We start from the raw sequence: 15,120 nt of genomic DNA on the forward strand, positions 1-15,120 counted from the left end.
ACCGAATCACGTACCGCGGCGGCCCTCCGCCCGCGGTCTTCCGTGTCCACGCTCCCGGTAGCCCTCAACCTGGGATCAACTGGCGTCCGCGGCTACCTCCGTGTCACAACGTCAGTTCCGGGGATCGGGGTCATCGCTGCTCCGGCCGCGAGATGACGCCTCACCCGGAGCGCTTCCTCGCGAACGGTTCCAGTAGTCGGTGGAGCGGTCGTCACTCCTGAGGGCGTCTTCGTCCACCCAGTAGTGGTCGCCGAACGGCTTCGGGTTCGGCCACACCTCGTCCAGCGTGTCCGCGTCGTAGACGATCCCGTCCTTCACCACGAGGCGGAGGTCGGTCGTGTTCCGGATGTCGTCCAGCGGATTCGAGTTGAGGACGATGAAGTCCGCGAGCTTGCCCTCGGCGAGCGATCCCGTCTCGTGTTCGAGTCCGAGGAAATGGGCCCCGTGGATCGTCCCGATCTCGATCCCCGTCATCTCGTCGGTGCCCGCCGCGGCCATCCACACCTCGTAGTGTGACCCGAGGCCGTGCAGCTGGCCGTGCGACCCGATCGCGCCCCAGCCGCCTTCCTCGATGATGTCGCCGAGGCCGCGCGCGAGGAGCGGGAAGCTGTAGTCGGTCTCCGGTCGGAGCATGCGGCGCCGGGTCGAGGGGATGAGCATCCGCCACGGGAGCCAGCGTCGCATCTTCTCATCCTTCCATACTTCGTACGTCTGGAAGAAGTACTCCTCGTTCCACGCGCCCGAACCCCCGACCATGAAGGTGGGGGAGTACACGGCGTCGGCCTGACCGAAGAACTTCGCCACGTCCCGGTACAGGGGCATGTAGCTCATCGGGTGCTCCCACCCGGTGTGGCCGTCCATGATCATCCCCATGTTGTACTCGATGTCGCCGCCCTCGGCGGTCACGCGCATGCCTCGCAGCCGGGCCGCCTCCGTGACCCACTGACGCTGGTCGCGGCGGGGCTGCATGTACTCCTTGATCGATACGGCGCCCCACGACATGAGACGCGCGACGTTCTGGTCGGCGACCTCGTAGCTCGTGATCTCGTTCTGGCGCGCCCCGTCGCCCGAGTAGACCGGATCCCCGGTGCTGTAGGTCCGCGGGCCGATCATGGCGCCCGCCTCGACGAGTTCGGCGGTGGGGAAGACGTTCGACGACCACTGCGAGTTGTCGAGCGTCGTCGTGATCCCGTACGCCATGTAGATCGCCGACTCCCAGTTGCGCTGGGGGATGACGCCCTCGTGGTCGCGATGGTGGTGCGCGTGCATGTCGATGAGACCGGGCATGATCGTCGTGCCGGCCGCGTCGATCACCTGGTCCACGCCCTCCGTCGCGCAGTCTCCGATGCAGGCCAGCCGTCCGTCACGGACGACGATGTCGCCGCCCTCGATGACCTGATCATCCTCGACCGTGATGATCCGGGCGCCCGTGAAGGCGACGCTCCCGCGGGCGATGTGGCGCGGGAGTTCGAGGTCGATCGCCGTCTCGTCCGTCGCGCCGGTGTCGACGCGGTGCGTGTAGAAGCGGGGGCCGCTCACGAACTCGAGCGTGTTCGCGTCGCGCCAGCGCGGGTGGATGCCGCCCTCGAGGCTGACCTGCGTGACCGGAAGCTGCCCGTTCCGTTTGTCGATGCGGACGGTGTTCGACCCGGTCCCGGCGTACGGGAAGGGCATCCTGTAGACGTTGTCCCCCTCCTGGAAGGCGAGCCACGCGCCGTCCGGCGAGACCGCCGCTTCGTCCGCGTCCGGCAGCGTGAAGTGCACCCGCCGGTCACTGCCGTCGAGGCGGATGGAGGCGATCTCGGTCCCCGCCGGCTCGTCGTCCGCCGGACCGACCGCTTCCGGATAGAAGAGCCGCCCGTCCGGGCCGAACGACGCCTGCGAGATCGGCCGACGAGGCATGAGCGGGCGTCCCCCGCCATGGGGCCGGGCGACCTTCGCGATCAGCGTCGCCTCGCCGCCAGCCGCCGGCACCCGTACGAACTCGTAGAACTGGTTGCTCGCCACCGTCCGCCCGTGGCTCGTCGCCCCCGACCCCCGGGTCACGACGATGTCGCCGCCGTCCGGGCTCCACACCGTATGGACGTATTCTCCCGCGCGGGTCGTGAGCTGCTGTGGTTCGCCCCCGTCAGCGGAAACGCGCCACACATGCCCCTGCGCGGTGTCCGCCCAGCTCGTGAACGCGATCGAACGGCCGTCCGGCGACCAGGCCGGCGCCATCTCGAACGGTCCGAACGAATCCGGCGTCAGCCGGCGCGGCGTGCCGTCGGGCAGGTCCATGACCCACACCCGCCCCACGGCCTGGAAGGCGAGCCGGCTCCCGTCCGGCGACGAGGCGGTCCAGCGCGGGAACTTCACGTTGAACGTCTCGCCCAGCGCCATCTGCGGCCGCCCCGCCATCTCCGAGATCGTGCGCTGCACACGGGCGGTGAAGGGGATCGTCGTCACGGCGCCCTCCAGGCCGACCCGCCGGATCTTGCCGCCGGCCGAGATGACGATCGACTGCGAGTCCTCCGACCAGCTGTACCCCGGCAGGTCACGGGACACCTTCATCCCCTCGGCCATGTCCACTTCGATCGGGTCCATGAGGACGCGCTCGTCGCCCGTCTCTAGATCGCGGAGCCACAGCGCCGTCCGGGGTCCGAAACGGAGTCCCTGATGCGAGATCGTGCCGTCGGGGATCCGGCGGGCGAAGGCGAGCCAGCGTCCATCCGGGGACGGCTCCGGAGCGATCGCCCCCCCGCTCGATGTCTGTCCCTGCTGCACCATGATGCCCGAGGTGATCTCGTCGACCCGTCCCGACTCGAGGTCGAGCCGCCGGATCTGCTTGTGCCCCTGCATGACGTCGGTGCGTCCCGACCACGTCCCGGGGGGAGCCGTGCGAATCTGGAAGTAGAGCGACGCGCCATCGCGGGAGAACGCGGGCCACGCGGCGCCCGAATAGTCCGAGCCGACGAGCTGCACACCCTCCCCGCCGTCGCGCGAGTACATCCACAGGCCCGGTCCGGCGCCCCCGCCCCCCCGGCCCGTCGAGGCGCGTCGCACGGCGATGAAGCGCCCGTCCGGACTCCACGCGGGTTCCCAGGCCCGCAGCCCCTGATCCTCGAACACGGGGCGCGGGTTCGACCCGTCCGCATCCATCAGCCACAGGTTGCTCTGACCCCCGCGGTCCGAGATGAAGGCGATCGTCGACCCATCGGGCGAGAGGCGCGGGTGATAGTTGACCGCGACGCCGCTGTTCTGCGTAAGAACCGTCGCCTCCCCCCCCGTGACGGGGAGTCGGTAGATGTGGCCCAGAAGGTCGAACACGAGCCACTCGCCGCCCGGCTCGAGGTCGATGGAAATCCACGTCCCTTCGTCCGTCGTGAAATCGATCTCGCGCGTCTCGCCACGCGGCGCGGTCACGTCCCAATCGGCGGACGGGCCGGCTTCCTGGGGAAGCGCGGCGGCCGTCGCCGGTGTCGCGCCGAGGACGAGGAAGGGCAGCGCCAGCAGGCGGGTGATGGATGAACGCATGGTGCAACCTCCGGTCGGGGGATGAATCACGAGGTGGTGCGTCGCTCGAGCCGCGTCGCGTCGAGGATCCGGCTCGCCAGTTCCTCGATCGAACAACGCGTCGCATCGACGAACGGAATGTCGAGTCTGTCGAACAGGGCCTGAGCCTGGCGGACTTCGAAGCTCACCTGGCGGGGCGAAGCGTAGCGACGGCCGATTCCGCGCGCGCTGCGCAACTCCCCCAGGCGCCGGGGTTCGATGGTGAGGCCGTAGATCTTGTCGCGATACCGGGAGAGGGCAGGCGGGACCCGCCGCCCCTCCAGATCGCTGCCCGTGAGGGGATAGTTGGCGGCGAACACGCCGTACTGCAGCGCCAGATACAGACAGGTCGGGGTCTTGCCCGACCTCGAGACGCCCGCGAGGACGACGTCGGCCTCCTCGTATCCGTCCGGGCTCGAACCGTCGTCGTGCGCGAGCGCGAAGTTCATCGCCTCGATGCGGCGGTCGTATTCCCGGTAGTTCTGAATCCCGTGCGAGAGGCCCATCGCGTGCTGGGACGTGCGGCCGAGTTCCTGTTCGAGCGGGCCGAGGAAGGAGTCGAAGAAATCCAGAAAGAGCGCGTCGGTGCGCCCGACGATGGCGCGCACCGTATCTCGAACGTCTTCCTTCACCAGCGTGCTGAAGACGATCGGAGGCGACCCCTGCTCCCGCGCGGCGGCGTTGATCTTCCTCGCGACCCGCTTCGCCTTGTCGACGGTGGACACGAATGGTACGGTGATTTTCGTGAAGTCGAGAGCGTCGAACTGGGCGATCAGGCTTTGGCCGAGCGTCTCGGCCGTGACGCCGGAATGGTCGGAGACGAAGAAAACCGTTCGCTGGGTCATCGTACGCTGATTCTCCGGCTTCGATCCACCTTAGACAACCGTCCAGGGTCGTCGGGAGGCCGGGGTTGGGAGTCGCCGTGTCCGGGTACATCGCACCCTTTGAGTCCATCGGGCTGTCCGATCTCGAATCGGTCGGGGGGAAGAACGCCTCGCTCGGCGAGATGATCTCCCACCTCTCCGCCGCGGGCGTGGACGTGCCGGGCGGTTTCGCGATCACCGCGGCGGCGTACCGCGACTTCCTGTCGGGTGAACTCGGCGACCGCATTCACGAGACGCTCGACGCGCTGGATGTCGAGGATCTCGCAGCCCTCGCCTCCGCGGGCCGCGAGATCCGGGCCTGGATCGCCGACACGCCGCTCCCGCCGGGACTCGCCGCCCGGATCGAGGGGGCGTACCGCGAACTCGGCGGCGGGGCCGGCGCCGCCGCGTCCGTGGCGGTGCGCTCCTCCGCCACCGCCGAGGATCTCCCGGAGGCGTCGTTCGCGGGGCAGCAGGATACCCTGCTCAACGTCCGGGGCCTGGACGCGGTCCTGCGGGCGGTGCACGAGGTCTACGGCTCCCTGTTCAGCGACCGGGCGATCTCCTACCGCGTCCACCAGGGGTTCGCCCACCGCGACGTGGCGCTCTCGGTCGGCATCCAGCGCATGGTGCGCGCGGACCTGGGCGCGAGCGGCGTGCTGTTCACGCTCGACACCGAGTCCGGCTTCCGGGATGTCGTGTTCATCACCAGTGCGTACGGGCTCGGCGAGACGGTCGTGCAGGGGAGCGTGAACCCCGACGAATTCTACGTCTACAAGCCCGCCCTGCGGGCCGGCCGCCACGCGATCGTACGCCGAAACCTGGGCGGCAAGGCGATCAAGCTCATCTACGCCGAGGCCGGAACCGCCTCGGGCTCCGCGTCCGGCGGGACGGCTCCGGCGGTCGAGACCGTCGAGGTGCCGGAGGAGGATCAGCGTCGCTTCTCCCTCACGGACGACGAGGTGCACGAACTGGCCCGGCAGGCGCTCCTCATCGAGGAGCACTACGGCCGGCCGATGGACATCGAGTGGGCCCGCGACGGGGTCGACGGCGGGCTGCGCATCCTGCAGGCGCGCCCGGAGACCGTGCAGAGCCGCGTCGGCGGCGTCATCACGCGCTTCACGCTCAGGGAGCAGGGGCGCGTGCTCGCCGAGGGCCGCAGCATCGGGGGCCGGATCGGGCGCGGGCCGGCCCGCGTCATCGAGTCCGCCTCCGAGATCGGGCGCTTCAGGCGCGGCGACGTCCTCATCACCGACATGACCGACCCCGACTGGGAACCGATCATGAAGCGGTCCGCGGCGATCGTGACGAACCGCGGCGGCCGCACCTGTCACGCGGCGATCATCGCGCGGGAACTGGGCATTCCGGCCGTGGTGGGCTGTGGCGACGCGACGACCGCGCTCGCCGACGCCGGCGACGTGACGGTGTCGTGCGCCGAGGGCGATGCGGGCTACGTCTACGAGGGGGTGCTCGACTACGAGGAGGGCGAGATCGAAATCGGGGCGATGCCCGAGATCCCGGTCAAGATCATGCTCAACGTGGGGAACCCCGACCGCGCGTTCGACTTCGCCACGATCCCGAACCACGGGGTGGGGCTCGCCCGGCTCGAGTTCATCATCAACCGCATGATCGGCGTCCACCCGCAGGCGCTGCTCGAGTTCGACGAACTGCCTCCGGAGCTTCAGGAGGAGATCCGCGTCCAGCATGCGGGCTACGCGGATCCGGTGGAGTTCTACGTCGAGAAACTCACCGAGGGGATCGCGACCATCGCCGCGGCGTTCGCCCCGGAGCCGGTCATCGTGCGGCTCTCGGACTTCAAGTCGAACGAATACGCCGATCTCATCGGCGGCCGCCGATACGAGCCCCATGAGGAGAACCCGATGCTCGGCTTCCGCGGCGCCTCCCGCTACGTGTCGGAGAGCTTCCGGCCCGCCTTCGAGCTGGAGTGCCGGGCGCTGCGCCGGGTGCGGGGCCGGATCGGACTCGACAACGTGTGGGTGATGGTCCCCTTCGTCCGCACCGTGGCGGAGGCCCGGGCGGTCGTCGATCTGCTGGCGGAGAACGGCCTCGCCCGCGGCGTGGATGGGCTGCAGCTCATCATGATGTGCGAGCTTCCCTCCAACTCCCTGCTGGCGGACGAGTTCCTCGAACACTTCGACGGGATGTCGATCGGGTCGAACGACATGACCCAGCTCACGCTCGGCCTCGACCGGGACTCGGGGCTCATCGCCGACATCTTCGACGAGCGTGACGCGGCGGTGAAGGCGACGCTCTCGATGGCGATCCGCGCCTGCACCGGGGCGGGCAAGTACATCGGCATCTGCGGCCAGGGCCCGTCGGACCATCCCGATCTCGCCCGCTGGCTCGTGGAGGAAGGGATCCAAAGCATGTCGCTCAACCCCGACACGGCGGTCGAGACGTGGATGTTCCTCGCGGGGGAGGAAGTATGACGCCGGGCAACGGAGGCGCGCCGGCCTCCGCCGGGGAGCGGACGGGCCTCGTCCGGCAGCTCGGCATGTGGGGGCTCGCGGCCACGGGCATCTGCTCGATGCTGGGCGCCGGGATCAACGTCGTCCCGGTCATGATCCAGCGGAACGTGCCCGGGATCGGCGAACATGTGCTCGCGGCGTTCGCGTTCGGCGCCCTCCCGGCCGTCCTCGCGGCGCTCGCCTACGCGGTCCTCGCCTCGGCGATGCCGCGGGCCGGCGGCAGCTATGTGTACGCGAGCCGGGCGCTCGGTCCGTACTGGGGGTTCGTGGCGAGCTTCGCGCAGTGGTTAGGCCTCTCGATCGTGATCGGGGTCGTCTCCTATCTCGTCATCCCCTTCCTGCGGGACATCGTGGGCGCCCTGGGCATGGACGGCGTCGGCGCCGCCCTCGAGACCGGGGCGGTCCGGGTGGGGCTGTCGCTCGCTCTCCTTTGGGCGTTCGTGTGGGTGAACCTGCGCGGCCTGAAGGCCTACGAGCGCACCGTCGTGCCGCTCATGATCGTCATGTTCGCCCTCGGCGCGATCGTCATCGTGGCCGGGTTCGCGTTCGATCACGACGACTTCACGGCCGCGCTGCTCGCGCGGGAGGGGGTCGGGGTGCCCAGCGTCACGCCCCCGCCCCTCGGCCCGGCCGGCTTTCTCGCCGCCACCGGCCTCCTCTTCGCCAGCTTCGTCGGCTTCGATGCCATCGCGCAGGCCGGCGGCGAGGCGAGAGACCCCGGCCGCTCCCTCCCCCTCGCGATCTGTCTCGCGGTGCTCATCGTGGGGAGCTACTACCTGCTCTTCACGGCGGCGGTCTACCACACCGTGCCGTGGGAGTTCGTCTGGGACCGGGCCCAGGCCCAGGACCTCACCGCGCCCGGGCTTCTCGGCTACGTCCTCCCGCCGGGGTGGACGATCGCCATCGTGGCGGGGGCCGCGATCGCCCTCATCAACGACCTCCCGGCCATGCTCCTCGCCGTGTCCCGTCTCGTGTTCGCATGGGCGGAGGACAGGATCTTCCCCTCGCGCATGGCGCACGTGCATCCGACGCGGCATACGCCGACCGCGGCGATCCTCCTCTCGGCGGGGCTCGCCTCCCTCGCGATCCTCGGCTCCCACTTCGCGGGCGACTTTTTCCTCGGCATCGACATCATGGTCACCTCGATGCTCGTCAACTTCATCCTCATGTGCGTCTCCGTGCTCGTGCTCCCGCGCCGGAATCCCGAGATCGCCGCGAACTTCCGGGTCCTCAGCGGCTCGAAGGCCCGAACGTGGGTGAACCTGGCCGGGATCGCGCTCCTGGGGACGTTTCTCGTGACGCACATCGGGAAAGACCTCACAGCGGACGTGTCGGCGTGGTACTTTCGCTCCACCCCGATCTGGATCGGCGTCATGACGGTCGCATCGCTGATCTACGTGCGGAACATGAGACGGCTGCGAGCCTCCGGGGTCGACGTGGAGCGCCTGTTCCGGGAGTTGCCGCCTGACCACGCCTGAACGCCGGGAACTGGCCCCCGGTCTCGAGATCTCGAGGGTGCTGACGGGGCTGTGGCAGATCGCGGACCTGGAACGCGCGGGTCCGATCGATGTCGACGCCGCGTCCGTCGCGATGGGCGCCTACGCCGAGGCCGGGTTCACGACGTTCGACATGGCGGACCACTACGGCTCGGCCGAGGACATCGCCGGGGTCTGCGCCACGCGCCGACCCGGAGACCTCCAGCTCCTCACCAAGTGGACCCCCGAGCCGGGGGCGCACACGCGGGCCACCGTGCGCGAGGCCGTGGGGCGGTCGCTCGACCGGCTGCGCGCCGACGCGATCGACCTCCTCCAGTTCCACGCCTGGCGCTATTCGGACCCCGACTGGCTCGACTGCCTGTTCGCCCTCCAGGAGCTGAAGGACGAGGGACTCATCCATCACCTCGGACTCACCAACTTCGACGCCGTCCATCTGGACATGGTGCTGAACACCGGGATCGAGGTCGTCTCGAACCAGGTCTCCTTCTCCCTCCTCGACGGGCGGGCGGCGGGCGCCATGACGGAGGTGTGCCGGAAGCACGGGGTCCACCTCCTCGCCTACGGGACGCTGGCCGGCGGGATCCTGACCGAACGCTGGCTGGGGGCGGAGGACCCGGGCCCGGAGGGCGTGAAGACGTGGTCCGAGATGAAGTACCGCCGCTTCGTCGAGGCGGCGGGCGGCTGGGACCGCCTGCATCCGCTCCTGGCCGCGATCCGAGCGGTGGCGGAGAGACACGGGGTGTCGATGGCGAACGTCGCGTCGCGCGCCGTCCTCGACCGGCCCGCGGTGGCGGGCGTGATCATCGGGGCCCGGCTGGGGCTGAGCGAGCACATCGCCGACAACCTCCGCCTCGCGTCGCTGAGACTGGACGCGGACGATCGGGACGTGCTTGCCGCGGCAGGCGCCGCGCTGGACCCCATCCCCGGGGACTGCGGTGACGAATACCGGCGGCCTCCCTATCTGACGGCGGCGGGCGATCTCAGCCACCACCTGGGGGGTTTTCCGTCCCCGTATCCGGTCCATGACGGGCCCGGGGGCCGGACGCGGGCGGTGTCCGGAACCGTGTGGGAGGAGGTCGCGGGGTTCAGCCGCGCGGTACGCACGGGCGGGCACATCGCGGTTTCGGGGACGACGGCCACGCACGGAGACCGTCTGATCGGCGGCGACGACCCCGCCGCGCAGACTCACTTCGTCATCGACAAGATCGAGGGCGCGCTCGAGGCGCTGGGGGGGACGCTCGAAGACGTGTACCGGACGCGGATCTTCATCCCCAGCCTGGCGGACTGGGAACCCGTCGCGCGCGCGCACGGCCAGAGGTTCGGCGCCATCCGCCCGGCCAACACGCTCGTGCAGGCGGGCCTCATCGGCTCCGGATACCTCGTGGAGATCGAGGCCGAGGCGCGCGTCGGATCGTAGCTCGATTCGGGTTCACGCGTTCCCGCGGGAACGTTTCCAGACTCTCCCGCCACCGTTTCGCGTCCTCCTCAAGCGGTCGGACGTTCCCGCGGGAACGTCTCGGGGGGCTGCGCGGGCTTGCCGGACCCCGTCCCCTCTCGTACCGGTTCACGGCACCGATCACGCCGCAGGTCGCGGAGGCCTCATGCTGAAGACGCTGCGCTCCGTCGTTCGCTTCAGAAAGTTCGAGTTGAACCCCGTCGTACGCCGGCTAAGCCGCTGCGCGAGCGTCGAGGACCTGCGCGAACTCGCCCGCCGGCGCCTCCCGCGCGGCGTGTTCGGCTACATCGACGGAGCGGCCGAGGACGAGCGCACCCAGGCGCGGAACTGCAACGCCTTCCACCGGCTCGAGTTCCGGCCCCGGGTGCTGCGGGATGTGACGAACGTGGATCCCGGCGTGACCGTCCTCGGTCGGCGCCACCCGCTACCGCTGATCCTCGCGCCCACCGGGTTCAGCCGTATCGCGGATTCGCAGGGAGAACTCGCGGTGGCGCGGGCAGCCGAGCGCGCGGGGATCACGTACAGCCTGTCCACGCTCGGCACCCGCTCGATCGAGGAGGTGGCCGCGGTCAACTCCGGCCCCAAGTGGTTCCAGGTCTACGTGTGGAAGGACCGGGGGCTCGTCGAGGAACTCGTGCGGCGCGCCGCCGCGGCCGGCTACGAGGCGCTCCTCCTGACCGTCGATGTGGCCGTGCTGGGGCGGCGCGAGCGCGATGTCCGGCTCGGGTTCACCCTCCCGCCGCAACTCGGCCTCGACACCTTCGTCGACGGGATCCGGAAGCCCGGCTGGACGTGGGACTTCCTCACCTCCGAGCCCATCGTCTTCTCGAGCGCGGTGAGCCGCGGCGCGAAGGGCGGGGCGGGCGGCGTCGACGCGATGGGACTCGCGCAGTACGTGAACGAGCAGTTCGATCCCAGGCTCGCCTGGGACGACGTGGACTGGCTGCGCTCCATATGGGACGGTCCGATCGTCATCAAGGGGATCCAGACGGTGGAGGATGCGGTGCTCGCCGCCGCCGTCGGCGCGGAGGGGATCGTGATCTCGAACCACGGCGGACGGCAACTCGATGACGCGCCTCCGACGCTGGAACTGCTGCAGCCTGTTGCCGACGCGGTGGGGGACCGGCTCGACGTCCTCATCGACGGTGGGGTCCGGCGCGGGAGCGACATCGCCAAGGCCGTGGCGCTCGGCGCGAAGGCCTGCCTGGCGGGCCGCGCCTACTTCTACGGGTTGGGCGCGGGCGGAGAGCGCGGCGTGGACCTCGTCCTCAAGTGGTTCGACGAAGGATTCCGGCGCACGATGGCCCTCCTCGGCGCCCGCACGGTGTCCGAAATCACCCGAGAAATGGTCCGCTGGCGCGACCGCTGAAGCCGGCCTGTCCGGTACGGAAAGGGAGGGCTCACGGTGCTGATTCGCAAAGTGCCTCGAAATCGTTGGCAGGTTCCGTCGCTCCTGCTGGCTTCTGTGCTGGCCGGCTGCGACTCGCCCGGATCCGCTGCTTGTGAAATCACGGACCCCGATGGTCGGGCTGTAACAAACACGAGCTTCGGGGAGTGGCCTGCGGAACTCTCCTGGCGTGAGGTCTGGCGTGTCGGAGGCGCCAATGAAGCCGAACAATTGATCTTTCCGGCGGACGTCGCCGTCAGTCCCGATGGATCGGTGGCCATCGCGGACTGGGGTCTGGCCGAAGTGATCGTGCTCGACCCCGATGGCGAGTGGCAGGGGGCGGTCATGACTCGCGGCGAAGGCCCGGGTGAGGTCCAGGCACCAGCCGCCGTGACCTGGGTAGATGCCAACATCCTCCTCGTCCTGGATCTCGGTGCATTTCGGATGACCACGCTGGACCTTGCTTCTCGTTCGGCCAGCGTCACGGCAGTCGATCCGGCGTTTCTGTCACCGGTGGTCAGATCTGGTCAGGTCACGTTCGTGGCGCTACATCCGGACCGGACGGTGTGGCTGGAATTCCCCGGCCCCATCGAGGACGGTTGGGAGGAGCGGTCCTTCGTCCGTTGGTCTCCTGAGACAGCCGTGCACGATACGGTTATGCGATCCCGTGCCAGAGTGCTGGAGGGCGTGACGCTGCCCGCATGGCCGCGGTCGTTACTGGGTGTCGGTGCGGAGACCTGGGTCGTCTCCGAACCGGATGGGCGTTACGAATTGACGGTTTTTGACCGGGATGGCACGAGTCTCGTTCGGTTCTGCCATACGGGGGAGGCGCTCCCGCTCTCGTCCGCCGAGCGCGGGGAGGACACCGATGACGGAATGCCCGACGCGTGGCGGCGCGCCGTCCGCGAACTCGAGGAGCCCCGGGAACCGGCGATCATCTCTCGCATCGTCGTCGACGCGGACGGGCGGATCTGGGTTCAGCGAGATCGCCCGTCGCCGGGTGCGGGCGACACGCACGGGGCTCCGGGAGCCATGTATGACGTGTTCCTTCAGTCCGGGCATTTTCTCGGCTCGATCCGCCTGCCCGACGATCAGCGATTGCTGGAAGCGAGAGGGCGCAGGGTATGGACGCTCCACGCCGGCAGCTTTGACGAATTCTCAGTCGTAGCACTCGAAATCGAGGGATTCTGAGGTCGTTGCGCGCTGTCCCGTTACCTTCCCGACACCCGTTTCCGAGCCTGCTCCGAGCCTTGCGAGACAACGCGATTCGGGCTTAGCCTGTTACGCGGATACATCCTCTTAATGCACGGCCCGAAAGAACGGCCCGAGATGCCCGCAAACGCAGCGTACGCAAAGGTGGCGCCCCGCATCATCGGTGCGGCGTTTGCGCTGGCCCTCGCGACACCGGCGGGTCTCCCCGCCCAGGACGCCGCGTCGGCCTCCGTCACGGCCGCCTCGGGCTCGGCGGTGGCCCTCGCGTGGGCCGCGGACCGCCCCGGCGTTGGCTCGGCGGCAGGCTTCCGCCACGCCTCTGCATTCCGGGTCGGCGCGGGGCCGAACGACGTCGTCCAGGGGGTCTGCACCAACTGCCACAACAGTCGTCGGCTGGCGGGCAACCTCACCCTCGAGTCCTTCGATGTCGACGTCGCGGACACGGAGGCCGAGACCGCGGAGAAGATGATCCGCAAGCTGCGCGCCGGCATGATGCCGCCGCCCGGCGTGCGCCGTCCCCCGGAAGACGAACTGCTCGAACTCGTCGAGACGCTCGAGGACATCGTGGACCGCGCCGCGGTGCTGAACCCGAACCCCGGCGGACGGACCTTCCAGCGGCTCAACCGCCCCGAATACGAGCGGGCGATCCGCGACCTCCTGGGGCTCGAGGTCGACGCGGGGAAGTGGCTTCCGAACGACCAGATGAGCGCCAACTTCGACAACATCGCCGATGTGCAGGCGCTCTCCCCGACGCTCCTCGACGCCTATCTGAACGCGGCGGCGGAGATCAGCCGCATGGCGGTCGGGGACCGGGAGGCTCCGGCGGTCAACACGACGTACAAGAACTCGCAGTACGTCTCTCAGCACCCGTGGGACCACGTCGAGGGGGCCCCCTTCGGGACGCGCGGCGGGATGGTCGTGGAGCACACCTTCCCGGCCGACGGCGAGTACACCTTCGCGCTCGTCTTCACCTCCGGCGCCAACTCCCGCATGGAGGACCTCGACATCTCGGTCGATGGCGAGCGCGTCGCGCTCCTCCACTACACGCGGCGCGGCGGCGGTGCGGATGACCGCGGCTTCACGCCCGTAGGGACGGAGCCGATCTTCGTCCGGGCCGGTCAGCACCGCGTCTCCGCCGCCTTCGTCAAGCGCCAGGAGGGGCCGTACGAGGACCTGATTCGGCCGCACGCATGGTCCAACGCCGGCGGCGGCTCGGGCGGCGGCGGGGTCACGACGTTGCCGCACCTCCAGGACATCATCATCGGCGGGCCGCACAACCCGACCGGCGTGTCGGAGTCGCCGGTCCGCCAGCGCATCTTCACCTGCCGTCCCACCTCGCTCGACGAGGAGCGGCCGTGCGCCCGCGGCATCCTGACCGAACTCGCGCGCCAGGCCTACCGTCGCCCGCTCGAACCGAGCGAGGTCGACGGACTGATGACGTTCTACGGGATGGGCATCGAGCGGGGCGGGTTCGATATCGGCGTGCGGTTGGCCCTCGAGGCGATCCTCGCGAGCCCCTTCTTCGTGCTGCGGCTCGAGCGCGAGCCCGAGGGCGTCGCGAGCGGAGAGGCGTACGCGCTGGAGGACATCGACCTGGCCTCGCGGCTCTCGTTCTTCCTCTGGGGGCTTCCGCCGGACGAAGAACTGCGGGCCGCGGCCGTGGAGGGACGGCTGTCGGATGCCGGCGAACTGGAGCGGCAGGCGCTCCGCATGCTGGACGACCCCCGCTCCGAGGCGCTGAGTTCGCGCTTCGTGTCGCAGTGGCTGCGGCTGCAGGATCTCTACAAGGTCCGACCCGACCCCAACTTCTTCCCGAACTTCGACGAGAACCTCGCGGACGCGATGAAGCGGGAGACCGAACTCCTGTTCCAGAGTCTGATCGGCGAGGACCGAAGCCTGCTCGATTTCTTCCGGGCCGACTACACGTTCGTCAACGAGCGCCTGGCTCATCACTACGGGTTCGAGGGCGTGGCGGGACGCGACTTCCAGCGCGTGACCTACCCGGGTGACGAGCGCGTCGGGATCCTGGGCCACGGCAGCGTCCTCGTCCTGACCTCGCTCGCGAACCGGACCTCTCCGGTACTCCGCGGGAAGTGGGTCATGGAGGTCCTCCTCGGCACGCCGCCGCCGCCGCCCCCGCCGGGGGTGCCGGATCTGGATGAGACGGAGGATTCCAAAGACGGCCGCCTGCTCACGACGCGCGAGCGCATGGAGATGCACCGGGCGAGTCCGGCCTGCCGATCGTGCCACCGCTTCATGGACCCGATCGGGCTGGCCCTCGACAACTTCGACGTGACCGGCAAGTGGCGCCTGCGCGAGAACGGGATGCCACTCGACACGCGCGGCGACTTTTACGACGGGACGCCGGTCCAGACGCCGCCCGAACTGGTCGACGCGCTCCTCACGCGCCCGCTGCCGCTGCTCCGGAACTTCACGGAGAACCTGGCCGCCTACGCGCTCGGCCGGCGAGTCGAGTACTACGACCAACCGTGGATCCGGTCGGTCGTGCGGGAGGCGGAAGAGGAAGACTACAGGCTGTCGTCGCTGATCCTGGGCGTCGTGAACGGTGACGCGTTCAGGATGAAGCGGGCCGCGCCCCTGACCACGGTAGACGAAGAGGTTTCCGAAGACCGCCGCTGAACGGCCCCAGGGCCGGGCGGCGATCCGACGCTCCGAGAGGGAG

General features: G+C 69.4%; 8 protein-coding genes. 6 read left to right on the forward strand and 2 right to left on the reverse strand.

Annotated elements, in window-relative coordinates:
* Positions 1–111: 111 nt before the first annotated feature.
* Both ACOOHF_RS10415 and ACOOHF_RS10420 read right to left on the reverse strand, forming a co-directional pair.
* A complete protein-coding gene (locus tag ACOOHF_RS10415) occupies positions 112–3,516 on the reverse strand; it encodes an amidohydrolase family protein (protein ID WP_420461624.1) in 3,405 nt (1,134 codons plus the stop codon).
* Between the two features lie 26 nt (positions 3,517–3,542).
* Entirely contained in the window at positions 3,543–4,379 is an 837-nt protein-coding gene (locus ACOOHF_RS10420; RefSeq protein ID WP_420461625.1) for a pyruvate, water dikinase regulatory protein, read from the reverse strand.
* Between the two features lie 77 nt (positions 4,380–4,456).
* Here ACOOHF_RS10420 and ppsA point away from each other — a divergent pair, with 77 nt between their 5' ends.
* From ppsA to ACOOHF_RS10450, 6 genes are all read left to right on the forward strand, one after another.
* Positions 4,457–6,847, forward strand: a complete 2,391-nt coding sequence (gene ppsA, locus ACOOHF_RS10425; RefSeq protein WP_420461626.1) for a phosphoenolpyruvate synthase — start codon at positions 4,457–4,459, stop codon at positions 6,845–6,847.
* Positions 6,844–8,364, forward strand: coding sequence for an APC family permease (locus ACOOHF_RS10430; RefSeq protein WP_420461627.1), 1,521 nt, complete (start codon positions 6,844–6,846; stop codon positions 8,362–8,364). The genes ppsA and ACOOHF_RS10430 overlap by 4 nt, the downstream gene beginning before the upstream one ends.
* 37 nt (positions 8,365–8,401) lie before the next feature.
* Complete coding sequence (locus ACOOHF_RS10435; protein WP_420461628.1) at positions 8,402–9,799, forward strand: aldo/keto reductase; 1,398 nt, start codon at positions 8,402–8,404, stop codon at positions 9,797–9,799.
* Between the two features lie 184 nt (positions 9,800–9,983).
* On the forward strand, positions 9,984–11,207 hold the full coding sequence (locus tag ACOOHF_RS10440) for an alpha-hydroxy acid oxidase (RefSeq protein WP_420461629.1): 1,224 nt from the start codon (positions 9,984–9,986) through the stop codon (positions 11,205–11,207).
* Positions 11,208–11,243: 36 nt separating this feature from the next.
* Positions 11,244–12,416 carry a hypothetical protein gene (locus ACOOHF_RS10445; RefSeq protein WP_420461630.1) on the forward strand — a complete coding sequence of 391 codons (1,173 nt, stop codon included), beginning with the start codon at positions 11,244–11,246 and terminating at the stop codon, positions 12,414–12,416.
* 138 nt (positions 12,417–12,554) lie between these two features.
* Positions 12,555–15,077 carry a DUF1592 domain-containing protein gene (locus ACOOHF_RS10450; RefSeq protein WP_420461631.1) on the forward strand — a complete coding sequence of 841 codons (2,523 nt, stop codon included), beginning with the start codon at positions 12,555–12,557 and terminating at the stop codon, positions 15,075–15,077.
* The last annotated feature ends 43 nt before the right edge of the window (positions 15,078–15,120 follow it).

The sequence above is a fragment of the Candidatus Palauibacter sp. genome (genome assembly GCF_965216145.1).
Lineage (GTDB): Bacteria > Gemmatimonadota > Gemmatimonadetes > Palauibacterales > Palauibacteraceae > Palauibacter.

Coding starts and splice junctions, on each gene's coding strand:
- ACOOHF_RS10415 (WP_420461624.1), bottom strand. CDS start 3,516: ATGCGTTCATCCATCACCCGCCTGCTGGCGCTGCCCTTCCTCGTCCTC.
- ACOOHF_RS10420 (WP_420461625.1), bottom strand. CDS start 4,379: ATGACCCAGCGAACGGTTTTCTTCGTCTCCGACCATTCCGGCGTCACG.
- ACOOHF_RS10430 (WP_420461627.1), top strand. CDS start 6,844: ATGACGCCGGGCAACGGAGGCGCGCCGGCCTCCGCCGGGGAGCGGACG.
- ACOOHF_RS10440 (WP_420461629.1), top strand. CDS start 9,984: ATGCTGAAGACGCTGCGCTCCGTCGTTCGCTTCAGAAAGTTCGAGTTG.
- ACOOHF_RS10450 (WP_420461631.1), top strand. CDS start 12,555: ATGCCCGCAAACGCAGCGTACGCAAAGGTGGCGCCCCGCATCATCGGT.